Source organism: Tuberibacillus calidus DSM 17572 (genome assembly GCF_000430685.1).
Lineage (GTDB): Bacteria > Bacillota > Bacilli > Bacillales > Sporolactobacillaceae > Tuberibacillus > Tuberibacillus calidus.
Map to the genome: position 1 here is coordinate 74,960 of NZ_KE387193.1, position 22,957 is coordinate 97,916.

The 22,957-nt window shown below is 45.6% G+C and carries 26 protein-coding genes; all 26 read right to left on the bottom strand.

Going from position 1 to position 22,957, the window contains the following annotated elements; all coding sequences use genetic code 11:
- Positions 1 to 32 precede the first annotated feature (32 nt).
- Entirely contained in the window at positions 33 to 419 is a 387-nt protein-coding gene (locus H532_RS0114495; protein ID WP_038112628.1) for a TIGR02530 family flagellar biosynthesis protein, read from the bottom strand.
- Between the two features lie 3 nt (positions 420 to 422).
- On the bottom strand, positions 423 to 893 hold the full coding sequence (gene flgD, locus H532_RS19085) for a flagellar hook assembly protein FlgD (RefSeq protein WP_051263362.1): 471 nt from the start codon (positions 891 to 893) through the stop codon (positions 423 to 425).
- The gene (locus tag H532_RS0114505) at positions 890 to 2,149 is read right to left on the bottom strand and encodes a flagellar hook-length control protein FliK (RefSeq protein ID WP_027726050.1); all 1,260 of its coding nucleotides are present in this window, start codon (positions 2,147 to 2,149) and stop codon (positions 890 to 892) included. The genes flgD and H532_RS0114505 overlap by 4 nt, the downstream gene beginning before the upstream one ends.
- 27 nt (positions 2,150 to 2,176) lie before the next feature.
- Complete coding sequence (locus tag H532_RS0114510) at positions 2,177 to 2,767, bottom strand: MotE family protein (RefSeq protein ID WP_027726051.1); 591 nt, start codon at positions 2,765 to 2,767, stop codon at positions 2,177 to 2,179.
- A gap of 12 nt (positions 2,768 to 2,779) precedes the next feature.
- Positions 2,780 to 3,217 carry a flagellar export protein FliJ gene (gene fliJ / locus H532_RS0114515; RefSeq protein WP_027726052.1) on the bottom strand — a complete coding sequence of 146 codons (438 nt, stop codon included), beginning with the start codon at positions 3,215 to 3,217 and terminating at the stop codon, positions 2,780 to 2,782.
- 1 nt (position 3,218) lies between these two features.
- The gene (gene fliI / locus H532_RS0114520) at positions 3,219 to 4,532 is read right to left on the bottom strand and encodes a flagellar protein export ATPase FliI (RefSeq protein WP_027726053.1); all 1,314 of its coding nucleotides are present in this window, start codon (positions 4,530 to 4,532) and stop codon (positions 3,219 to 3,221) included.
- Positions 4,522 to 5,274 (bottom strand): flagellar assembly protein FliH, encoded by a 753-nt coding sequence (fliH, locus tag H532_RS0114525; RefSeq protein WP_027726054.1) that lies wholly within the window; start codon positions 5,272 to 5,274, stop codon positions 4,522 to 4,524. Before fliH ends, fliI begins: the two co-directional genes overlap by 11 nt.
- Complete coding sequence (fliG, locus tag H532_RS0114530; RefSeq protein ID WP_027726055.1) at positions 5,261 to 6,271, bottom strand: flagellar motor switch protein FliG; 1,011 nt, start codon at positions 6,269 to 6,271, stop codon at positions 5,261 to 5,263. Before fliG ends, fliH begins: the two co-directional genes overlap by 14 nt.
- 59 nt (positions 6,272 to 6,330) lie before the next feature.
- The gene (gene fliF / locus H532_RS0114535) at positions 6,331 to 7,887 is read right to left on the bottom strand and encodes a flagellar basal-body MS-ring/collar protein FliF (RefSeq protein ID WP_425426301.1); all 1,557 of its coding nucleotides are present in this window, start codon (positions 7,885 to 7,887) and stop codon (positions 6,331 to 6,333) included.
- A 54-nt stretch (positions 7,888 to 7,941) separates the two neighbouring features.
- The gene (gene fliE / locus H532_RS0114540) at positions 7,942 to 8,247 is read right to left on the bottom strand and encodes a flagellar hook-basal body complex protein FliE (RefSeq protein WP_027726057.1); all 306 of its coding nucleotides are present in this window, start codon (positions 8,245 to 8,247) and stop codon (positions 7,942 to 7,944) included.
- 46 nt (positions 8,248 to 8,293) lie between these two features.
- Complete coding sequence (flgC, locus tag H532_RS0114545; RefSeq protein WP_027726058.1) at positions 8,294 to 8,746, bottom strand: flagellar basal body rod protein FlgC; 453 nt, start codon at positions 8,744 to 8,746, stop codon at positions 8,294 to 8,296.
- Positions 8,746 to 9,132: a flagellar basal body rod protein FlgB gene (flgB, locus tag H532_RS0114550; RefSeq protein WP_027726059.1), complete on the bottom strand. Its 387-nt coding sequence runs from the start codon at positions 9,130 to 9,132 to the stop codon at positions 8,746 to 8,748. The genes flgC and flgB overlap by 1 nt, the downstream gene beginning before the upstream one ends.
- Before the next feature lie 522 nt (positions 9,133 to 9,654).
- A complete protein-coding gene (gene codY, locus H532_RS0114555) occupies positions 9,655 to 10,431 on the bottom strand; it encodes a GTP-sensing pleiotropic transcriptional regulator CodY (RefSeq protein WP_027726060.1) in 777 nt (258 codons plus the stop codon).
- 24 nt (positions 10,432 to 10,455) lie between these two features.
- Complete coding sequence (hslU, locus tag H532_RS0114560; protein WP_027726061.1) at positions 10,456 to 11,847, bottom strand: ATP-dependent protease ATPase subunit HslU; 1,392 nt, start codon at positions 11,845 to 11,847, stop codon at positions 10,456 to 10,458.
- Between the two features lie 23 nt (positions 11,848 to 11,870).
- Positions 11,871 to 12,407 (bottom strand): ATP-dependent protease subunit HslV, encoded by a 537-nt coding sequence (gene hslV, locus H532_RS0114565; RefSeq protein WP_027726062.1) that lies wholly within the window; start codon positions 12,405 to 12,407, stop codon positions 11,871 to 11,873.
- 250 nt (positions 12,408 to 12,657) lie between these two features.
- Complete coding sequence (gene topA / locus H532_RS0114570; protein ID WP_027726063.1) at positions 12,658 to 14,724, bottom strand: type I DNA topoisomerase; 2,067 nt, start codon at positions 14,722 to 14,724, stop codon at positions 12,658 to 12,660.
- A 147-nt stretch (positions 14,725 to 14,871) separates the two neighbouring features.
- Complete coding sequence (dprA, locus tag H532_RS0114575; protein WP_245566482.1) at positions 14,872 to 15,741, bottom strand: DNA-processing protein DprA; 870 nt, start codon at positions 15,739 to 15,741, stop codon at positions 14,872 to 14,874.
- A 169-nt stretch (positions 15,742 to 15,910) separates the two neighbouring features.
- The gene (gene sucD / locus H532_RS0114580; RefSeq protein WP_027726065.1) at positions 15,911 to 16,813 is read right to left on the bottom strand and encodes a succinate--CoA ligase subunit alpha; all 903 of its coding nucleotides are present in this window, start codon (positions 16,811 to 16,813) and stop codon (positions 15,911 to 15,913) included.
- A gap of 51 nt (positions 16,814 to 16,864) precedes the next feature.
- On the bottom strand, positions 16,865 to 18,025 hold the full coding sequence (sucC, locus tag H532_RS0114585) for an ADP-forming succinate--CoA ligase subunit beta (protein ID WP_027726066.1): 1,161 nt from the start codon (positions 18,023 to 18,025) through the stop codon (positions 16,865 to 16,867).
- 85 nt (positions 18,026 to 18,110) lie between these two features.
- Positions 18,111 to 18,428, bottom strand: a complete 318-nt coding sequence (locus tag H532_RS19090; RefSeq protein WP_051263364.1) for an EscU/YscU/HrcU family type III secretion system export apparatus switch protein — start codon at positions 18,426 to 18,428, stop codon at positions 18,111 to 18,113.
- Positions 18,425 to 19,915, bottom strand: a complete 1,491-nt coding sequence (locus H532_RS0114595) for a flagellar hook-length control protein FliK (protein ID WP_027726067.1) — start codon at positions 19,913 to 19,915, stop codon at positions 18,425 to 18,427. The genes H532_RS19090 and H532_RS0114595 overlap by 4 nt, the downstream gene beginning before the upstream one ends.
- Before the next feature lie 10 nt (positions 19,916 to 19,925).
- Positions 19,926 to 20,690 (bottom strand): ribonuclease HII, encoded by a 765-nt coding sequence (locus H532_RS0114600; RefSeq protein ID WP_027726068.1) that lies wholly within the window; start codon positions 20,688 to 20,690, stop codon positions 19,926 to 19,928.
- 62 nt (positions 20,691 to 20,752) lie between these two features.
- The gene (gene ylqF, locus H532_RS0114605; RefSeq protein ID WP_027726069.1) at positions 20,753 to 21,607 is read right to left on the bottom strand and encodes a ribosome biogenesis GTPase YlqF; all 855 of its coding nucleotides are present in this window, start codon (positions 21,605 to 21,607) and stop codon (positions 20,753 to 20,755) included.
- Between the two features lie 52 nt (positions 21,608 to 21,659).
- Positions 21,660 to 22,187: a signal peptidase I gene (gene lepB, locus H532_RS0114610; RefSeq protein ID WP_027726070.1), complete on the bottom strand. Its 528-nt coding sequence runs from the start codon at positions 22,185 to 22,187 to the stop codon at positions 21,660 to 21,662.
- Between the two features lie 85 nt (positions 22,188 to 22,272).
- Positions 22,273 to 22,614 (bottom strand): 50S ribosomal protein L19, encoded by a 342-nt coding sequence (gene rplS, locus H532_RS0114615; protein WP_027726071.1) that lies wholly within the window; start codon positions 22,612 to 22,614, stop codon positions 22,273 to 22,275.
- 120 nt (positions 22,615 to 22,734) lie between these two features.
- Positions 22,735 to 22,957, bottom strand: a 223-nt coding sequence (locus H532_RS20735; RefSeq protein WP_038112631.1) for a hypothetical protein, incomplete at its 5' end; no start/stop codon positions are given.

Sequence of the window (22,957 nt, forward strand, 5' to 3'; positions counted from 1 at the left end):
CATGTGCCAAAGGCTCCCAGATGGTCCAGCCTTTAAGAATCTAAAAGGATCGCCCCATCAATATTTGAAAAAATTTGTTTTGAAGCTTCATGTCGATGAAGCACCGTAATAACGGTCTCGTTTTGCGGACTGACAACGAGCGCTTCTTTTTTCGTGACGACAAGCGATTCTTTAATGCCCATGGATTTCGCTTCACGGACTTTTTGGCAAATTTCTTCCCATTCCTTCGGTGTAAACGTGATCTGTCGCTCGGCCATGCGTTGTGCGGCATGCTTGCTTATTTTTAAAGTGGTTTCACGCTGGGTAACCGCTTCGTTAAAAACTTGATGAAATGATTGCGTCGTTGGTTTTGACGGTTGTGCAGGCGGCGCTTTGATCCTCGGATAGCTGACATATGGGTGAATCGGCCCGACCGCCATCACTTATGCCCCTTCCGTTCCCGATGTAGCTGGAACGGGTTGTTGCGTCACTTCAATGCGTATCACCGCTTGTGGGTCAACTTCTTGACCATCCTGAGTGACATATAAAAGCTTGCCATCTTTAAGTGTCACTGCTTGGACGATGCCAGAAAGGGTTTGTTCATCATTCGTATCATCCGTTTGATCCGTCCAAGTAATCGTTTTGCCAATCACTTCTGCCTGCGAACTGAGCAAATTTTGCGTTTGACTTTGCACAAATTGGGTGAGCAAATTCGTCATGTTATTGGTTTGCTCCAATGAGGTAAATGTTGCCATTTGTGAAATAAACTCTTTATCTTGCATAGGTTGTAAAGGGTCTTGCATTTGCAGTTGCGTGATTAAAAGTTTAAGAAAGTCGTCTTTGCCAAGAATCTGTGAACCGGTTTGCCGTTGGGGCGTCGATGATCCCCATAACAGCGTTGGATCGATATTCATAAGCGGATCCCCCTTTCGGTTAACCAATCATCAAAAGGCTTTGTATCCTCAGAATCCTGATTTTGCTCCTGGTTTTTATATTCTTGATGATTCCGGCCGGAGCCGGGATGCTCGCCAGGATACCCATTCGACGTATAGGCATTTGATGGCAAGGCATACGCATTCAAAACATCCACTTTTTGGATTTGAATACCAAGTGTTGCTAATGATTGTTTTAATTGCGAAAGCTGTGATTCGATGAGATCTTTCGTTACTTCATTGTGAGCCGTTAAAACCGCTGTCAGTCCGCCATCCTTTTCCGTCAAAACCAGATTGATCGTACCAAGATGCTCTGGTTTTAGCTGAATGGATAATTGCAAACCACCTTGAGGTAACGGTTTCAGCATGCCTTTTGCCATCAATGCTTTGACGGCATCGATGATTTGTGTATCGATAGCAGGCGGCTTCCCGTTTGTATGAACGGCCCACTGATGCACTTCATTCATAGGACCGCTAAACCAAAGTGCTTGCTCACTTGGATCATGGCCGAGAAGGCGATAAGTTTCTTTTGCCTCAGTACCGTTTTGTCCGTTTCTTAGTACATGTAGCGAGCGATCGAAGCTCACATTTATAGCAGCTTTTAGCCTTTGCCCATCTGGGACGTTTGCGGATGAAACCGTTGCTGTCGGTTTAGCAAGAAAACGGTCTATCATGTTTCGTGTGAACCCATTTGTGACGTCTTCAGCATCCGATGAGATTGGCGTTCCGAAAGCCATCATAAGAGGCGGGTTATTACCATTTATCGGAAACCAAAAAAAGTTTTCAAGTAGTGCCTTGAATTTTTCCAATAAATTTTCCCAATCCGCCTGCTTTATAGAAGGGTTAACTTCTCCAGACTCCTTAATCGCAAATCCCCACTCCGTCAAAGCCTGTTTTAATTCGTATAGACCTTTGCCCGGCATGAGAGCATATGAAGTTGGTGCCTTAACAGCCTCTTCCGTTATTTTTTGCAGTTTACCCAGCCATTGTTGAAAATCGTTTTTCACGTTCGCCGGAAGATCCGTATTTTTCAATTGATTACCAAATGCTTGCACCGCTTGTACAAGATCTTTCATTGCCATAAGAAGGTTTGCTGAACCTTTTTGCTTATCATCAGCACCAACGAGGGTGGCTTTAAACGATGTTTGCGCATCAAAAGTTCCAAATGTCTTGGACAGCGGTCCGCTACTTGGCAGAAATTGAGGCGGTTTAGGATAGATGGCCATTCCGTTCGTCATGTTTTCACCTCCTTTCACGGCGCATGTTTAATTGCCTGAAGCTCCACCGTTAGCTGATCCCGCTTTCTGAGTCGACCCGTTTAAGAGAGGCGTCACTTTTGCTGCTTGATCAGCGGGCATTTGCTCCAATATCTTTGCTTTCGTTAAATTGTTCATCATGTTTAGATATTTGGCCGCCTCACTCGTTTTCATTGCAGATAGAATGGCTGCCGCCTTTGCCGGATCCATTGATTGATAGACTTGGGCGATCGTTTCGGATTTTGCTTGCGTTTCCTGATTTGGCGTTTGCTCAGTTAATGCGGCGTTGTCCTTTGTCTCTAAATCCTTAATTTGGCCGTTAAGACTTGCAATTTGCTGATTTTTCGCCTCTAAGTCCTTTTGTAATTGCTGAACTTGGCTTTTCAGTGCAGCGATGGTAGACGCAGCTGCTGAAGATGCCTCTTTTTTCTCTGCGGTATGAGAAAGTAAAGGAAGATGCTTCATAAGCTGGTGAGCTTCCTCTTTGACATCAAAGCCAGCAATTTTTAAAAATAAAATGGCAAAAGTGAGAATAAAAAGGATGGGTATCATGACGACCAAGACGCCTTTAATGATCTTTAATCCAATGGAATCGGTCATCTATCTATCCCCTTACTGTTTAAGAACGGCACGCTGAGCCGCTTCATCCATTTGCTTTGCTTCACTGCGTTTCCGTTCTTCTTCATAATGAGCGAAATGTACATCCTTCAACTTTTCATATTTCTTAATTTCGATCGCCTTATCGGTTAACTCCGCCTTTAAGCGTTCAAGGCGGGTGCGGAGCGCTTCGTATTGACATTGTTCCGCATGGATTTTGTGACCAATGTTTTCAAGCGCGTGAATATGTTCGCGCACACCCATGATGGACATTTTCTTTTTCTTTTCGCCTTCAAACCGCTTGATCAGCATTTCTTTTCGTTTCATTAAGTCGACGAGTTTTTTGCCTTGTTCTTCGAGCAAACGAAAGAGGTCTTGATAAATTTGTTCCAATTGTCTTTTCTCGCTTTCGTTCACCTTTAAAAGTCTTTCAAATCGATATTGAAACGCCATTTTATTCCCCTCTTCCGAATTCCGAGAGTAATTGCTGAACAGCTGCATCACGGGTGACATTTTCTGTGACGTCTTGTTTTAAAAAGCGTATGATGGATGGATAAAAGCGAATCGCTTCATCAATCTCCGCAGAACTTCCGGCTTTGTAGGCGCCGATTTGAATCAAGTCGCTCGCCTCCTCATACTGAGCGAGCAAGTTTCTGAAACGGTTGGCCGCTTCCCGTTCTTCTTTCGATACAATTGATGTCATGACGCGACTGATGCTTTTTAAAATATTGACAGCGGGATATTGGCCTTTTTCTGCTAACCGCCTGTCTAAAACGATGTGGCCGTCCAAGATTCCTCTAGCCGCATCGCTAATCGGTTCATCGAGATCATCGCCATCAACCAAAACGGTATAGAAAGCGGTGACAGAACCGTCACGGCTCGTTCCGGCTCGCTCCAGAAGCTGTGGCAACAAGGCGAAAACAGAGGGGGTATAGCCTTTTGTCGTTGGCGGTTCGCCAATGGCTAGTCCAATTTCTCTCTGCGCCATGGCCACCCTTGTCAAAGAATCCATCATCAAAAGGACATCTTGACCTTGCGCGCGAAAATATTCGGCAATCGCTGTTGCTGTTAGAGCTCCTTTAATTCGCATGAGAGCTGGCTGATCAGAGGTTGCCACAACCAAAACGGAACGCCTCAACCCTTCCTCGCCAAGATCATTTTCAATAAACTCTAATACTTCCCGCCCCCGTTCGCCGATTAATGCAATCACGTTTAAATCTGCTGATGTATTCCTGGCAATCATCCCCAAGGTCGTGCTTTTGCCAACCCCGCTCCCTGCAAAAATGCCCATGCGTTGCCCTTTGCCAACCGTCAAAAGCGCATCAATCGAGCGTATGCCGACAGTCAAAGGGGAGTGAATCCTCGGGCGGTCCAATGGGTTTGGCGGCGGTTGGTGGGTTGAATATTCGCACAAATCTGCCGGTAGCTCGCCTCCATCCATCGGCATGCCGAGACCATTCAAGACACGGCCTTTTAAAGCGTCACCAACTTTGATAGCAAGCGGTCTTCCCGTTGACTCTACTAAACACCCTGGTGCAATCCGGTGGATATTTGTATAGGGCATCAGCAGCACATGTTCATCGTTAAAACCAACGACTTCAGCGTACACTGGAGGATGATCGCGGCCGATGAGAATTTTGCAAAGATCCCCGATGGACGCCTTTGGGCCTTTCGATTCAATCATCAAACCAACCACTCGGGAAACGCGCCCCAATCGGTAATACGGATCGATGTCAGTCACCCGAGAAATAAGGGCGTCAATTCCCATTCAAATCCGCCTCCAGAAATTCTTTGAGCTTTTGCTTAATAATGGAAAGCTGTCGATCGACGGAAGCATCCACGCGTCCGTAGGGCGTTTCGATATAACAATCATTCTCCCCTAGTGATTCATCGGGGAAAATTTGGATTCGGGCATCATGAGAAGCCGCTTGCAACGTCTCACTAAAAGCCAAGGTTGCTTCGTAACGAACGGGTGAAACGTGAACTTGGACCACCGTCTGATCCTTAACGTCCCGTATGGCACGTTTGACTAAATCGATCCAAGCTTCCGGGTCACTTGCCAATACCTGCGTAACAATCCGGCCGCTAATCGCGATGGCTAAATCGAGGAGCACTCTTTCCGATTCATCCAGATGTTTTTTGTAATCTTCCTCTGCGAGCTGTATCAATCTTTTCGCTTCTTCAAGGCGGTGGACCCATTCGGCTTCCGCCTTCTCTATACCTTGACGAAACCCCTCTTCATAACCTTCTTGACGCGCCTTTTCTCTTTCACTCTCTTTTTGCGATTGCCAAGCTTCTTGATCTCTTTGGAGTTGTTCTAACACTCGCACGCGTTCGCGTTCCGCCTCGCTATGGATGGCTTCTGCTTTTCTCACCGCTTGTTGGATGATGTCATGTGCCGTGTTTTCGGGTGGGTGTTCTGCTATGATCCGTTTTGGTTGAGGTGACGTCACTTGAATGGGACGCACCTCACCGTATGAAACGGATTTGTATATATTAGACAATGACATCATCACCGCCTCCGCGGGCGATCACAATCTCACCCGTATCTTCTAACCGCCGGATAACAGTGACAATCCTTGTTTGGGCTTCTTCCACATCGCGGAGACGAACAGGACCGAGATATTCCAGTTCTTCTTTAAATGTTTCAACGCGCCGTGCGGACATGTTTTGAAAGATCACATTCTTCACTTCTTCGCTAGCCGTTTTAAGGGCGAGCAGTAAATCATCATTTGACACATCGCGAATGATGCGCTGAATGGCCCGGTTATCAAGACCAACAATATCCTCAAAGACGAACATGCGCTTCTTGATTTCTTCTGCAAGGTCCGGATCTTGAATACTTAAAGCGTCGAGTATCGTTCGTTCCGTCGTTCGGTCCACCCCATTCAAGACGTCGACGACAGCTTCAATGCCGCCCGCTTTCGTGAAGTCTTGGGAAACCGTAGATGAAAACTTTTTCTCGAGCACCATTTCCACTTCATTGATGATTTCCGGTGAGGTGCGATCCATCAAAGCGATGCGCCGCGCCACTTCCGCTTGCAATTCCGGCGCTAATGAGGATAATATCTGACCGGACTGCGCGGGATTAAGATAAGATAATACCAATGCGATCGTTTGCGGATGTTCGTGCTGTAAAAAATTCAAAATTTGTTGTGGGTCCGCTTTTCTCATAAAATCGAACGGTTTCACCTGTAATGCCGACGTCAGACGATTGATAATATCTGTGGCTGCGGTTTTGCCAAGCGCCTTTTCCAATATTTGTTTCGCATAACCGATGCCGCCTTGGCTGATATACTTCTGGGCAAGAGCAATTTGGTGAAATTGTTCGATTACTTCATCGATTTCATCCTGGTTGACACGGCGGACATTGGCGATCTCAAGTGTCAGTTGTTCGATTTCTTGTTCGCTTAAATGTTTAAGTACTTGGGCGGAAACCTCCGCACCTAGGGAGATCAGGAGGATGGCCGCTTTTTCTTTGCCCGTTAATCCTTTTTTAATCGCCAAGACAAAGCCTCCAATCAATCAATAAGAAAAATAGATAAATAGAGTGACAGCAAAGTATGTCAACTTTCTGAAATCCACGTTCGCAGCAGTTTGGCAAACTCCTCGGGATGTTTTCGTGCCAAATCCTCCAACTGCTGCTTCTTCTCATCTTCAGGTTTGATTTCAGTACTTGCAGCGATGAGATCTTTTGTCTCCTGCACATCAAATGGGATGACAGTACCAGGTGCCTCATCCTCACGCGCTTTTCTTCTTTTAAGAAATAGCCATATGATGAATCCTACCAATACGACAGCCATAGCGATACCTGCAATTTTCACCCAGAGCGGTAGTCCTGTTTTAACAGGTTGCTCTTCGGGAGCTTTACCGTTGAATTTCTCTACGGTCACTACGGTTTTCGCGTCGATTTGATCTTGGGTTAGTCCGTTTTCGCCATTTTCGCTAAGTGTCGTTTGCACAATGGCGTTTAGAATCTGTTTGATGTCTTGGACGCGCTGAGCCGGTAGCGATGCTGGATCATTCGGGTTCGGCGGCTCGACCATAACTTGAATGCCCATATCCTTAATCTTGTAGGGGCTATCTTCAATGTCGTTATGGATTTTATTGAAAACATTGTTCACGCGGTCTTCGACATGTGAATAATCACCGTTGCCGTTCGTTGAAGATGGGTAGTTCGGCACTTGGTTATCACCAGTGCCAACGACACCTTGTGCACCTTGACCTTTGTACGTTTCCGTAATATGTTCTGTTGAAACTTGCAAACCTTGCATCGTATTGGGGTCAACAGGTTCAACAAGGTCCTCCGAAGTCTTCTTTTTCGTAAAATCAATGTCAGTCGTGACGTTGACCATTACTTTGTCGCTACCCATCATCATCCCAAGCATTTGCTGCACGCGATTCCGAATCCCTTTTTCAATATCATTTTTTACTTGCTGTTGTTGCTGATAGACCGACAAAGTTGAATCGGCATTATTTGAAGAGTTCTTATCATAATAGTTAAAATACTGGTCCATGATGACGATATTATCTTCAGGTAGATTCGGAACGCTTTTCGAAACAAGGTGGAATAATCCTTCCACTTGGTCTTGTTTCAACGTATAGCCGGGTTTCAACTTCAAAACGATGGATGCCGAAGCTTGGTCAGGCTTATCGGTTACCCAGACGCTTTTTTCAGGCATGTTGATCATGACTTTGGCGGATTGTACGCCAGAAATCCCCGAAATTAAATTGGATAATTCCGTTTGCACAGCCGCTCGTTCCAAGACGTCAAATTGTTTATCGGTCATTCCAAAGTTCGCATTTTTTCCAAAGAAGGAATAATCAATTTGACCAGTTTTCGGAAGACCTTCAGCGGCTAAATCTACTTTTAAATTATTGACTTGATCGTCAGGAACGCTGATCGTTGTCCCATCCGAACTAATTTTATAAGGGATGCCCTTACTATCCAGAACGTCCTTAATTTGGCCGGTTTCTTCGGGTGACAGATCACTGTATAACGGCACGTAATGTTTATAGTTGGATAATGCCACGGCGACCGCGATGACCGCAATGACAAGAACCACTCCAGCCAAAAGCCAGATTTTTTGTTTCTTTGTGACCTTTTCCCACCGGAGCTTCATACTCCTTAGGAGGGTTGTCATTCTCTCTCTCATAACGGTTCCTCCAAATGTGGCTTAAACTTGCATTCTCATCACTTCTTGATAGGCACTAACTGCCTTATCGCGAACTTGAACTGCAAGCCGGAGCATGATCTCAGCTTTTTCCACGGCGATCATCACATTATGTAAATCATTAACGTTTCCGTTTACCATTTGTGTCACTAATTGATCGGCCTCGTTTTGGGACTGATTGATTTGATTAAACGCCTGGCTCAACATTTTCGAAAAAGTGTTTTGAACATCGCTTGCGCTCGTCTTATTCGTAGAAGGCGACGTAAACGAAGTCGGCGTAAGCGATGAGACTTGAATGGGGAACGTCATTTCTCTTTCTCCTTCCAAAATAGCTGCGAGGGTTCGTTATCGATCATTAACTGCCGATTTGCAGTGCTTTCATAAGCATATTTTTATTAGCGTTTAAAACCGTGACATTGGCTTCATAAGAACGCGTGGCACTCATGAGATCCACCATCTCACGCAGCGGGTCAACATTGGGCATTTTGACATATCCGTCAGGACCCGCATCAGGGTTCGATGGATCGTAAACTAATTTAAAAGGGGTAGGGTCTTCGTTAATTTGATTGACGCGCACACCACCGGATAGTCCGGCACGCTCTTTAAAAGCGAGGTTTAAATGGTCACTAAAAGCGAGGGGTTCTGCTTGGAATGAAACCATTTTACGTCTGTAAGGCTCCCATTCACCATTGACCTGCCGTGCTCTCGTCGTATCGGCATTGGCCATATTCGATGAGATGACATCCATTCGTAAACGTTGAGCGGTCAGCGCCGAACCAGAAATGTTGATGCCGTCAAACATACCCATTACCCTTGACCTCCTTGTAAAACAATTTTCCACTCATTAAACTTACGGCTGATAGCTTCCGAATAAGCTTGATAGGCAATTTGATTTTTGGCTAGATTTATCATTTCGGAATCCATGTCGACATTATTGCCGTTATTCTGTACTGTACTGCTATTATCTGTTTCAATTCGGCCAATGCTTGTGTCACCTTTAAAACTGAAGTGGCGCGGATCGGTGCGCAGAGCCCGAATCGCCATCTCCAAATGATCGTTGAACACAACCCGTTTGGCTTTATAGTTCGGTGTATCGACATTGGCAATGTTTTGGGAAATGACGCGCTGCGTTAAACTTGAACGGTTTAAAGCCGTCTCTAACAGCGGAATGGTTGTTTGGTAAAAAAGGTCCATGGCAAGCCCTCACTTTCATCCCCTACTGTTTATCTATCAATATTGTAACAAGATTTGACATTTTGTCATTAAAATATTTCTTAATCTACAATATTCGATACAATAGTCCCGGACACCTTTGGGTCTTAATTACTATTTTCATTCCTTTTTTTGTTTAATTTATGAAGTAAATGTCATATCATGTCGAAATCGCGGATATTCACAGAAGTGTGTCTGTGGAAAACCGAGGGTCGCGATTACCTTCAACGCAATAAGGAGGGAGATTCTTGGGAATACTCTGGCCACGAGGGTGACGGGGCGAGGTATTTCCCGTCAGTCCCAAGGTTTGGGACGCCTAACATATGCGTGAGGAAATGGAGGATAAATTAAAGTAACTAACTTTGCCAAGCCTTAACTTGGGGCAGTGCCAGCGGCTTAGCCATAAATCGATCCACTTTCTTACCTGTATAAAAAAAGAAATTGACGCCATATGAGGTTTCATAGCGAAACGCTCACGCGCGTCAATTTCTTTGTCAAGCTTATTTATTCTCCACGAATTTTATCCAATTCCACTAAGAATTTGTCGTTCAATACTTTGATGTAAGTACCTTTCATGCCAAGGGAACGCGATTCAATAACCCCAGCACTTTCTAATTTACGCAAAGCATTAACGATGACCGAACGGGTAATGCCGACGCGGTCAGCAATTTTACTTGCGACAAGTAAGCCTTCTTTACCATCAAGTTCATTAAAGATATGCTCGATGGCTTCCAATTCACTGTAGGATAAGCTGCTAATGGCCATTTGAACAACGGCTTTTTCACGAGCTTCTTCTTCGATTTCTTCGGTTTTCTCGCGCAAAATTTCCATGCCAACAACCGTCGCACCGTATTCTGCCAAGATCAAATCTTCTTCTGTGAAAGATTCCTTCAGGCGGGAGAGAATCAGCGTGCCCAAACGTTCGCCACCGCCGACAATCGGTACGATGGTTGTCAACCCAGATTGGAACAATTCTTTATTTTCCACTGGGAATGCCGTGTACGGGCTGTTAATATCCAAATTCGAGGAAGTTTCCGTGATTGAGAATAGGCTTTCCGTATACTCCGTCGGGAATTGACGTTTTTCAAAGATTTCTTGCATGCGCGGGTTGTCGATTTCCAATTTTAGCGCCATGCCGAGTAATTTTCCGCGGCGGCTCAAAACAAAGATGTTGGAATCGATCACATCGCGCAGCGTTTCCGCCATTTCATTGAAGTTCACGGGTGTTGTGGTTTTCTGCAACATATTGTTGATTTTACGTGTTTTTTCTAAAAGACTCATTTTTCAAATCCTCCTAGTATGTAATTACAAAATATATTGGCTTAAATCGCGGTTTCTTGCGATTGTTCCAAGCTTTTCATCAACGTATTCTGGCGTAATCGTGATGTGGGAGAGATGAATGTCAGGCGCCTCAAACAACAAATCTTCCAGTAATTTCTCAAGGATCGTATGCAGCCGGCGCGCACCTATGTCGTCGGTTTCTTTGTTCACATCATAGGCAATGGATGCAATCTTATGAATAGCATCGTCAGAAAATTCAACATCTATACCTTCTGTTTTTAACAATGCTTTATATTGCTTCAATAAAGCGTTATTCGGCTTGACCAATATATTCACAAAATCATCAACGGTAAGGCTGTTTAATTCGACGCGAATCGGAAAACGACCTTGTAGTTCCGGAATGAGATCCGATGGTTTGGCCATATGGAAGGCTCCTGCTGCAATAAAAAGAATATGGTCGGTTTTGACGGTACCATATTTGGTCATGACGGTTGAACCTTCGACGATCGGTAAAATGTCGCGCTGGACCCCTTCCCGAGATACATCCCCGGATTGATGATTTTTGCCGACGATTTTGTCGATCTCGTCAATAAAGATAATCCCCGATTGCTCCGCCCGTGAAACGGCCTCTTGCGTGACCTCGTCCATGTCGATCAATTTTTGCGCTTCATCCTGTGTCAAGACTTTTCTGGCCTCACGAACAGTTAGTTTACGCCTTTTTTTTCGTTTAGGCAAGACATTTCCTAACACATCTTGCATATTGAACCCTAATTGCTCCATTCCGGCCCCTTGGAAGAGGTCAAACATACCTTGTTGTTGTTCTTCGATTTCAATTGTTACAAGCTGATCCTCAAGTTCGCCGCGCGCAAGCTTTTGGCGAATTTCCTTCCGCCTTTCTCTCACACTTGCTTTTTCTTCATCGTCATCCGTAGACGCCGAATTAGTGGCACCACCGAAAATCATTTCAAAAGGATTTTTTGGTGATGTGGCCTTTTTGGCAGAAGGGACTAAAAGCTCCACTAACCTTTCATTGGCTAACTCCTCAGCTTTTTCCTTGACGCCAGCCATTTTTTCTTCTTTAACAAGGCGCACGGACGTCTCCACCAAGTCGCGGACCATGGATTCAACATCTCGACCGACATAGCCGACTTCCGTAAATTTGGTGGCTTCCAATTTGACAAAAGGCGCGTTGACGAGTCGCGCAAGCCTTCTGGCTATTTCGGTTTTACCGACGCCGGTCGGCCCGATCATCAAAATGTTTTTGGGCATAATCTCATCCCGCATTTTCTCATCCAATAATTGCCGGCGATAACGATTTCTCAGGGCAATGGCCACAGCCTTTTTAGCCTTATCCTGACCAATAATGTATTGGTCGAGCTTTTCAACAATCTGTCTCGGGGTTAAAGCCTTTGACATAAGAAAAGCGCCTCCTTAAGGATTTAGAGCTCTTCCACAACGATATTGTTGTTTGTAAAAACGCAGATTTCACCGGCTATTTCAAGCGCATGGCGGGCGATTTCACCGGCTGATAAATCACTGCTGAAGCGTTTTAAGGCTCTCCCAGCAGCTAGCGCGTAATGGCCGCCAGAGCCAATGGCCAAAATCCCATCATCCGGTTCGATGACTTCACCGGTTCCAGAGATGAGTAACATGCCATCCCTGCTCATGACGATCAGCATCGCTTCCAGCTGCCTCAGTATCTTATCACCGCGCCATTCTTTGGCCAGTTCAACAGCGGACCGGCGCAAATTCCCACCGTACTTCTCAAGATTCGCTTCGAATTTTTCATAAAGCGTAAACGCATCGGCAACGGAACCGGCAAAACCGGCGACTACTTTCCCGCCATATAAACGACGGACTTTACGGGCGGAATGTTTCATGACCACCTTTTCCCCTAATGTAACTTGACCGTCTCCAGCCATGGCAAATTGCCCATTATGCTCAATCGCAAATATGGTGGTGGCATGAAAGGTCATGGATTCCTTCAAAGATTGTCCTCCCTTCATCTGAAAGTATTTATGTAAGGCCCAAAAACGTGCGGCTTGCGCGGTGACACTAAAAAGACTCCTAAATATTATCATAATATTAGGAGTCTATGCAAGGATTTTACACGCTTTTGACAAAATTTTGAATTGTATTTGAATCTGAGCCTCTCTTATTTTACCAAACCATCCGGATGGAATGAAGATTTTGTAAAAATTTTTATTTGATTTGTGAATGCTTGAATCAGGCCTCTGTGTAATCACAAGCTGGGCACTGAACAGCCACACCTTTTTTCCCCTTTTTTTCAATGAGGTGATGGCCGCATTTCGGACACTGTCTTGCCAGCGGTTTATCCCACGATACATAGTCGCATTCAGGATAGCGGTTACAGCCGTAAAAAATTCTTCGCTTTTTGCTGCGCCTTTCGACGATTTCGCCTTTATGACACGCTGGGCAGGTCACGCCAATCGTCTTTAAAATCGGTTTCGTGTTTCGGCATTCCGGAAAGTTGGAACAGGCGAGAAATTTTCCGTAACGGCCCATTTTATAGACCATCTCGTGCCCGCATCGCTCACACTTTTCCCCCGCCGGCTCATCTTTAATTTCCACCTTTTTCATTTCCTGCTCGGCAATTTTTAAACGCTTTTCAAATTCTTTATAGAATCGGTCAATGATGGTAATCCATTCCACTTTTCCTTCTTCAATGGCGTCCAATTCCGCTTCCATTTTGGCGGTAAAATGGACATCAATGATCTTTGGAAAAAACTCTAAGATGAGTTCCAACACGACTTCCCCGAGTTCTGTTGGAACGAATTTTTTGTCTTCTAAAACGACATAATGACGCCGTTGAATCGTATCTATGGTCGGAGCATACGTTGACGGCCGGCCGATACCGAGCTCTTCCATGGTTTTTACAAGCCGCGCTTCGGTATACCGCGGGGGCGGCTGAGTAAAATGCTGCTTCGGTTCAATTTTTTCACTTTTGACGGTGCTTCCTTCTTCCAAATCAGGAAGGAAGGTTTCTTCTTCTTCCCGGTTATCGTCCGTTCCTTCAATATAAACCTTCATAAACCCCGGAAATTTGATTTTTGAACCCGTGGCGCGAAATAGAACGGGACCGTTTTGCAGATCAACCCTGACCGTATCAAGGACGGCCGGCGCCATTTGGCTCGCCAAAAAGCGCTCCCAAATCAATTTATACAAGCGGTATTGATCCGGTGATAAATAGGGTTTTAAATCTTCTGGCGTATTTCGCACAGAGGTCGGGCGAATCGCTTCATGGGCATCTTGGGCGTTCTCCGCTTTTTTCTTTTTGTTTACGGAGCGATTGACATAAGCCTCACCGAATTTTTCTTGGATGTACTCGGCGCTTTCAGCGCGTGCCACCTCTGAAATGCGGGTGGAGTCGGTTCGCATATACGTAATTAAACCCGTCGCTCCGCGTTGACCGATATCGACCCCTTCATAGAGCTGTTGGGCCACCATCATCGTTTTTCTCGCTCGAAAATTAAGCTTTCTCGCCGCTTCTTGTTGAAGCGTCGATGTAATAAACGGCGGAACCGGATTCCGGTAGCGTTCCTTCTTGTTGACGGATGCGACTTTAAAGGTTTCTCCCGAAAGCGCCTCTAAGACCCGGTTCACGTCATCCTGGGATTTTAATTCCGTTTTTTCATTATTCATGCCGTAAAATTGTCCGGTAAACGTTTCACCGTTTATCGAAAAACGACCGTCAATCGTCCAGTATTCCTCAGGCACAAAATTTTTAATCTCTTTTTCTCTGTCAATGATCAGTTTTAACGCGACGGATTGAACACGGCCGGCACTCAAGCCTTTTTTCACCTTTTTCCAAAGCAATGGGCTGATATTGTAACCGACCAACCGATCGAGCACACGTCGCGCTTGTTGGGCATCCACTAAATTGTCGTTAATCGGGCGAGGATGTTTAAAGGCTTCTTGGATCGCCGGTTTAGTAATTTCATTGAAGACGACACGGCAATCCGAGTGTTCATCGATTTCAAGGATATGGGCAAGATGCCAAGCGATCGCTTCCCCTTCGCGATCAGGGTCGGCAGCCAAATAGACTTTTTTCACCTTTTTGGCGGCTGCCTTAAGATCTTTTATCACCGGGCCTTTGCCGCGGATGGTAATATAAGTCGGTTGATAGTCATTTTCGACGTCCACAGCCATTTTGCTCTTCGGGAGATCGCGAACATGGCCCATGGATGCTTTCACTTCGTATTTATTTCCTAAATACCGCTTAATGGTTTTTGCCTTTGCAGGAGACTCCACAATGACAAGATAATCTGCCATAAACTGCGTTCTCCCCCTCTCTCTAAAAAAGTATCAAATCTTCACTTATCTTAATGACTGAATTTCTTTTTGTCAAACGTAAAAAAGCAAAAGTTAACTTTTCAGTGAATATTTTTTTACAAAAAAGTCACCATTAAACCTAGATTTTCAAAACTCTCCGAATTCATCAAGGATGTCTTCAGCACTCATCACAAGTTTGGCCCCTTGCTGGATGAGACCATGCGTCCCCTTGTAATGCGGGTCGAACGCAGGGCCTGGAACAGCAAAAATGTCTCTGCCTTGTTCCATGGCTTGGTCAGCGGTAATAAGGGAGCCGCTTTTTTCTTTGGCTTCGACAACAAGGACGCCGCGGGAAAGACCGCTGATAATGCGATTGCGAACGGGAAATTGCCATTGGTGTGGAGGGGTATGAGGCGGGTATTCACTAATGACGAGTTGCTTTGCGGTTAGTTTTTCAAATAGGCGTCGGTGACTAGCAGGATACGGGTGATAAAGTCCAGAGCCAAGAACAGCAATGGTTTTTCCATTTAAACTCAGCTCATGGGCAAAACCATCGATGCCAAGCGCCATTCCACTGACAATGACCCACCCGCGTTGTATAAGGGGCGAAAGCAGTTCGCGCATGTTTTGATACGCCATCGCTGATGGGCGTCTCGTCCCGACGACGGCTAAAGTAGGTTGAGCCTTAAGCAAATCCATCCTCCCCAAAGTATAAAGCACCCATGGAGGATCATAAATCGCCTTTAGTAATTCGGGGTATTCGTCATCAAAGACCGTGATAATATGTATAGCGCTATTCCGGTATTGGGTCAAAAGAGCGGTCATGTCAAGGTGATGAAGATCGTGGAAGAGACGTTCTGCCCGACCTAAAGGTAGGTGTAAATCGGTGTGGAAGTCTTGAACAGTGAGGTCATAAAGCATGCGGAGCTCGGGATCCATTGACAATAGCTTTCGGATCGTTTGCCATCCTGCCCCACGGCAATGGTGAATGTGAATGAGTCTTTCGCGAAAATTCAACAAGACAACCTCATTTCTTTTGACACGTTTTTTTAAACCATTCGACATCGATTCCTAAAATCCTGCAAATAATGAGAAATTTTCCCATGATCATCGATGAAGAAAGCTTGCCATTGGGGCAAGCGTGAAAAAAAGCCGATTCCTAAAAAGGAATCAGCTTTTAAAACATTTATTTAATCAGGCATTTTTCGTATAAACCTTTTTCCTTCAATACGGAAATCAAGGTTTCGCCGATGACAGCTGGTGTTTCGGCTACTTTAATGCCATAGCTATTCAGTGTTTCGATCTTCGCTTTTGCCGTACCTTGGCCGCCGGAAACAATCGCACCGGCATGCCCCATCCGTTTTCCGGGCGGTGCGGTTTGTCCGCCAATAAAGCCGACAACCGGTTTGTCTAAGTTTTCGGAAATCCACTTCGCGGCTTCTTCTTCCGCATTGCCGCCGATTTCACCGATCATGATAACCGCATAGGTTTCATCATCATCTTTAAAAGCCTTTAAAACATCGATGAAGTTGGTGCCGTTAACGGGATCCCCGCCAATGCCGACGGCGGTTGATTGACCGATACCTGCTTGTGTGAGCTGATGAACGGCTTCATAGGTCAAAGTGCCAGAACGGCTAACGATGCCGACATGACCCTTTTTATGAATATAGCCTGGCATAATGCCGACTTTGCATTCCTCAGGCGTGATGACACCTGGGCAGTTTGGCCCGATCAGGCGGGTTTTCTTGCCTTCCATATAGCGTTTTACTTTGACCATGTCAAGGACAGGGATGCCTTCTGTAATACAAATAACAAGGTCAAGCTCCGCATCTACGGCTTCAATGATGGAATCTGCCGCAAATGCCGGCGGAACGTAAATGACCGATGTGTTTGCCCCTGTTTTTTCAACGGCTTCTTTAACCGTGTTAAAGACAGGCACGCCGGCAACTTCCGTACCGCCTTTTCCGGGCGAAGTCCCGCCGACAATTTTCGTGCCATATTCCAGCATTTGCTGGGTATGGAAAAGGCCTTGTTTACCGGTAATCCCTTGAACAATGACCTTTGTATCTTTATTTATGAAGATACTCATTTTCCGTTGCCACCTTTCTGCAGTTTAATCGTGGAAAGTCGTTCTCTTCAATTATTTAACAAGAGAGACAATTTTTTGAGCACCGTCCGCCATCGATTCAGCAGCGGTAATATCCAATCCGGATTCATTCAATAACTTCTTACCGAGTTCAACATTGGTGCCTTCAAGACGAACGACAAGCGGTATGGATAAGCCCACTTGTTTCGATGCCTCAATAACGCCTTTGGCAATGTCGTCGCACTTCATAATCCCGCCGAAAATATTAATGAAAATCCCTTTGACGTTCGGGTCGGACAGAATGATTTTAAACGCAGCCGCAACTTTTTCCGCAGATGCGCCGCCACCTACGTCAAGGAAGTTCGCGGGCTCCCCGCCATAATACTTAATGATGTCCATGGTGGCCATGGCAAGACCCGCACCGTTAACCATCATCCCGATGTTTCCGTCGAGTGCGGTATAGTTCAGATCATATTTCGAAGCTTCAATTTCTTTTTCGTCCTCTTCGCTGAGGTCGCGTAATTCAAGAATTTCCGGATGACGGTAAAGCGCATTGTCATCGAAATTGAGTTTGGCATCAAGCGCCAGGACTTGTCCATCACCTGTTGTGACAAGCGGGTTGATTTCAGCAACCGAGCAATCCTTTTCAACGAAAACCTTATAGAGACCCAACATGAAGTTGACGGCTTTATTGACCAATTCTTTCGGGATATTCATGTTAAAGGCGAGTCGACGGGCTTGGAACGGTTGGAGGCCGATGGCCGGGTCGATCGTTTCGCGGAAAATTTTCTCCGGTGTTTTGGCAGCTACTTCTTCAATTTCCATGCCGCCTTCTTCCGACCCCATCAAAACGATGCGGGATTTGGAGCGATCAAGAACTAATCCGACATAATATTCTTTTTTAATGTCGCTGCCTTCTTCAATTAAAAGGCGTTTGACTTCTTTACCTTCTGGACCGGTTTGATGCGTGACGAGTGTTTTGCCGAGAAGTTCTTCGGCATATGTACGCACTTCATCAAGGGTTTTGGCAATTTTGACACCGCCCGCCTTGCCGCGGCCGCCGGCATGAATTTGCGCTTTGACTACTTTAACTTCTGTATTCAAGGACTCTGCAGCTTTGACGGCTTCTTCAACCGTGAAGGCCACTTTTCCGTTTGGAACGGCCACACCATACTGCCTTAAGAGGTCCTTGCCTTGGTACTCATGAATATTCATGACTGTTGCAACCTCCTATCAACTAGTTAAAGCCATTACTTCATCATTTTATATAACACAACCGCTGTTTGTCTACTTATAGCGATTATTGGTGTGCCATCTTTCGACCATCATTGGCGGGGTGAGCTCTGGGAAGGCTTTGATCCAGGCTGTAGATGAACCGAAAGACTTCCGCGACGACTTCATACAGCTCTGGTGGAATCGCTTCACCGATATCTAATGTCATAAGTAAACTGGCTAACGTTTCATCTTCCTGTATGGGAATGCCATAAAGTTTGGCCGTTTCAATCATTTTGCGAGCAGTTTCCCTAACTCCTTTGGCACTTACATATGGGGCATCATCTCTGTCAGGGCGATACCTTAATGCCACGGCCTGTTTCGGTTGATCGTTCACTTCTTTCATATTCTCACATCCATGTTTCCGGCATGTGGGGTAAAAATCGCTTTAGCTTCACTCAGTCCGCTTGTCACATGTTTTACCGATACGAGCTCATAGCCCAACTCTTTCAGGCGGGTCTTCATTGGGCTGACCTTTTGTTCGATGAGCGCATCAACCATCGATTGTTCATTATAAACCGTTACCGACACGCGCCGCTTTTGCACGAGAATACTGACAACTGTCTCACCCAATTGGGACAATTCAAGCTTTAGAGCAATCCGACAATAATCGGGCTCGACGCTCCCATCCGGGTTGCGTCTTGCTTCCCAAAATAAATGCACATCGCGCAAATCCGAACCGAAATAAAGCGGAAAAGCGAGCCATAATTGAACAAAAGAGCGATCCACTTGTACAGACTGTAATTGTTCGCCAGTAATTTGGCTTAACAGCTGCCCGATTAGGTCATGACCGTCATTCTTTTGGGTTAAAGATAAAAGTAAACCTTTTAAACTATTTTGCCATTGAAGGGCGTTAAGGTTTTCATTTTTCACCGATTTCAAAAGCTCTGCCTCATAAAAATAACCCATGCGAAACAGAAGATGTTTTAACCATTCCCCACTGAACGGTTTGCGATAAGGGAAAAAGTCATTGATAAACATCGGCAGCCATTCGTCTTCGCGAATGGAAAGCCCTAATAATAGGGTGAGGGTGCGAAGATCTTGCTCTGTTTTCATTTTCGGTAAAAATGTTTTTGCCTCCGGCCAATGGCTGAGAATTTGTTCTTTATATTCGGGATAGCGAGCCACAAACCAATCCCGAAGCGTAGCCATCTGCGTTTCATCACGACCCATTGCCCTTATATGCTCAAGGAGTTCATCGATACGAACGGCTATATTTGTACCCGGCCAGTTTTCCAAAAAGTCCAAAATTGCTTTTTGCGATGGATGCCTTGCATCGTATTGTTTTAATACTTGTAGCAAGGCTTTCATGGAACCGGCAGGCGCTTGCGCTGCGGAAGCAGATAGTGCTTTAAATAAAGACTCGGAAAGCGGCCACTTTTTCGCTAAAATCACTTTTAAAGCTTGAAAGCCGCTATCACTGTCGGTTTCCCCGAGCCATTTCAGAGCTTGTTTTAAAACAGTCCTGTTCATCGGGACATTATATAAATAGAATAATCGGACTAATGCCGTAGAGCGAGCATCTGACGGAAGACCAAAATAGCGGACAAGCGCCTCAGCCGTCTCCTTGCGTCCCTGATTCTCTTGGCCCAATTCCTTAATAATCTTTAATCGAAAGCCTTCGGGTTCACGAAAAAATTGAAAAAGATAACCTGAACCAGGTTTGACAGGTACTTCGACTGCCGCCTTAATCATGCGGCCGTTGATTTCCACAACCGCTTCTTCCGCTCCTAAAAGCTGGATCACCTTTCCTCTTAAAACTTCTCCGTCCTGAAGGCGCGGATTTCGATGATGAATCGGCTCCGCACGCCCTACCGATGGCAATACATTCATTCTATTTCCCTCATCCCGTCTTAAATGGCGAAAAGCTTAAACGATGTTCAGGGCACGGCCCATATTTTTGTATCGCTTCTAAATGTTCCTTCGTTCCATAACCCATATGGCGGTCAAAGCCATATTCGGGATAACGCCTTCCTAAGTCTTCCATCATTTGATCGCGGGTCACTTTAGCCATGATGGAGGCGGAAGCGATCGAGACGCTTCGCCCATCCCCTTTTACAATCGAAAGTTGAGGGATGTCCGTTTCGATCTTCATGGCATCAATGAGAAGCGCGTCGGGGGTAACTGGAAGTTTGGCGACGGCTTGTTCCATCGCTCGACGGCTTGCTTGGTAGATGTTTAAATCATCAATCTCTTTTGCAGAAATAACGGCGATCCCAATGGCAACGGCTTTCGCCTCAATTTCTTGCGCCAGCCCTTTTCTTTGTCTTGCCGTGAGTTGTTTCGAGTCATTTAGCCCATAAATAGGAGCATCAGGATTTAATATGACAGCCGCTGCAACAACCGGGCCGGCTAACGGACCGCGGCCAGCCTCATCAATGCCGGCAACAAGCTTCCAACCTTTTTCCAAACACTTCTTTTCAAAAACGAGCATGCGTTCATATTGCTCTTGTAATATTTTATCTTTTTCTTGCTTTCGCAAATAACGTTCCAATAGTTTTTGGACACCGATGCGTTCGTCACGGCGAAGCTGTTCAATTTCTTCTTGTGACAAGCTCGTTGTCTTCGCCAAGCGATCGGCAATTTCTTTAATCGTCTTTTTGTGCATCCACTAACACGCCTTTAACAATATTATCGACAGAAAAAAACCGCGTTTTAGCTTTTTGGCATTCATACGCGGTTTGGTAACTCTAAAGTTTGCCGTCCTAATTTTTGTGTGCGAAAATCGCGGATAATGATTTCAGCTGTTTTGTCATAGTCGATGTCACCGCCGCTTATCATGCACCCGCGCCGCTTTCCGATTTCATCAAATAAAAAGACGATGTCATCTTCCGGCAGAGCCGACAATTGATACCGCTCCTTCAAAGCAACCGGGTCATTTTCCAATAAAAAACGGAGGATAAAAACAGCGATTTCCTGCGAATCAAGAATTTCGTCTTTAATCGCTCCCGTCGCAGCAAGACGCAACCCAATGGCCTCATCATCAAATTTCGGCCATAAAATACCGGGCGTATCTAATAATTCCATCGTTTTGCCGATCTTCACCCATTGTTGCGCTGTCGTAATGCCGGGGCGGTCACCGATTTTAGCAATCTTTTTGCCGGCGAGTCGATTAATCAAAGTGGATTTGCCGACATTAGGGATGCCCAAAATCAACGCACGGTCAGCGCGTGGGTTCATGCCTTTGCGTTCGGAGCGCGCCCGCCGTTCTGCGGTCAATCGCCGCACGGCTTGGGGGATCGCTTTTGTGCCTTCACCGGTTTGGGCATTCACTGCTAACGCCTCATAACCTTTTTCACGAAAATAATCGATCCACACCGCAGTTTTATCAGGGTCTGCGAGGTCGCTTTTATTTAAAATCATTAAGCGCGGCTTTGATCCCGCGATTTCATCAACTAATGGATTGCGACTCGATTGCGGGATCCGCGCATCCACCAACTCCACAACAACATCAATCAACTTAATTTTTTCGATCATTTGGCGTTTGGCCTTCGCCATATGGCCGGGATACCATTGAATGGTCATGCCTCACCCTCATTCCTAACGTCAGTTATTTGTAGAATGCAAAAAACAATGCTTAATGAATCACTTTAAAATCTTTTAACGGCCAGAAAAGAAGCCATCCTTTGCCGATAATTTCATCCATGGGAATCGGTCCGAAATACCGGCTATCCCGGCTGTTGCGTCGATTATCCCCGAGAACAAACACCATTCCCTTCGGTACTTTTGTTTTAAAGTTATAAGTTAAAAGACCAGTCGTTTCTTTTTTATATTGATCCAAATACGGCTCTTTTATCTTCTTGCCATTGACATAAAGAACGTCATTTTTATATTCGATCGTCTCACCGGGTAGTCCGATAATTCTTTTTATGTAATCTGATTTCTGTGTGGCATGAAAAACGACAATATCGAACCGTTTAGGTTTTGCGACTTTATAACAGATTTTACATATGATGACATGATCGCGGTCCTTAAAAGAAGGCATCATGGAGTGGCCTTCCACAACGATATGGGCAAAGAAAAAATAGCGCAACAATGCCGCAAGCATTATAGCAACAGCAATCGGTTTCAGCAATCCCCAAGAGCCATTTTTTCCGTTCGTCATTCACCGGCCCCTTTCTCATCGGACATGTTGACCTTTCCATAGGAAAAAAGGAGCTTGGCAAGCAAGCTCCTTTCCCTTTCTTCGATTATCGGCTTTTAATACGAGCCGCTTTACCGCGCAGGTTGCGTAAGTAATACAATTTCGCGCGACGAACCTTACCGCGGCGGATCACTTCAATTTTTTCGATTTTCGGCGTATGAACAGGGAATGTTCTTTCGACGCCGACACCATAGGACACTTTGCGAACCGTAAACGTTTCGCTGATCCCGCCGCCGCGGCGCTTAATCACGACACCTTCAAAAACCTGAATGCGTTCACGTGAGCCCTCGACAACTTTAACATGTACGCGCACCGTGTCACCAGGACGAAAATCGGGCAAATCCGTTTTCAACTGATCTTTCGTAATCTCGTTGAGCAACTCTTGCATCTCATTGCCCCTCCTTCCAACCAATGCTCATATAACGTTCACAAGCCGTTACAGCGGAACACCGTATTCGATACAAAACCACAAATATTAGGATATCACAGAGTACTCCCCCATGCAAGATCAAAAAAGCTTTTCCGCCAGACTTACTATACAAAGGAATGGCTTTTCCGCAAGCCGGATGACCCGGAAGCGCAGGACAAGCTTGCTTGTCCGAAAGCGACCGGTCATCCGGCGGAAGCGGCGCATGCCGCCTTTGCGAAGCAAAGGGCGGAAAAGCCATTCCGGATCTTTATGGGGCCCCCAACGACGCGCACCCGCAAAGCACCCATTTTCAGGCTTTGCG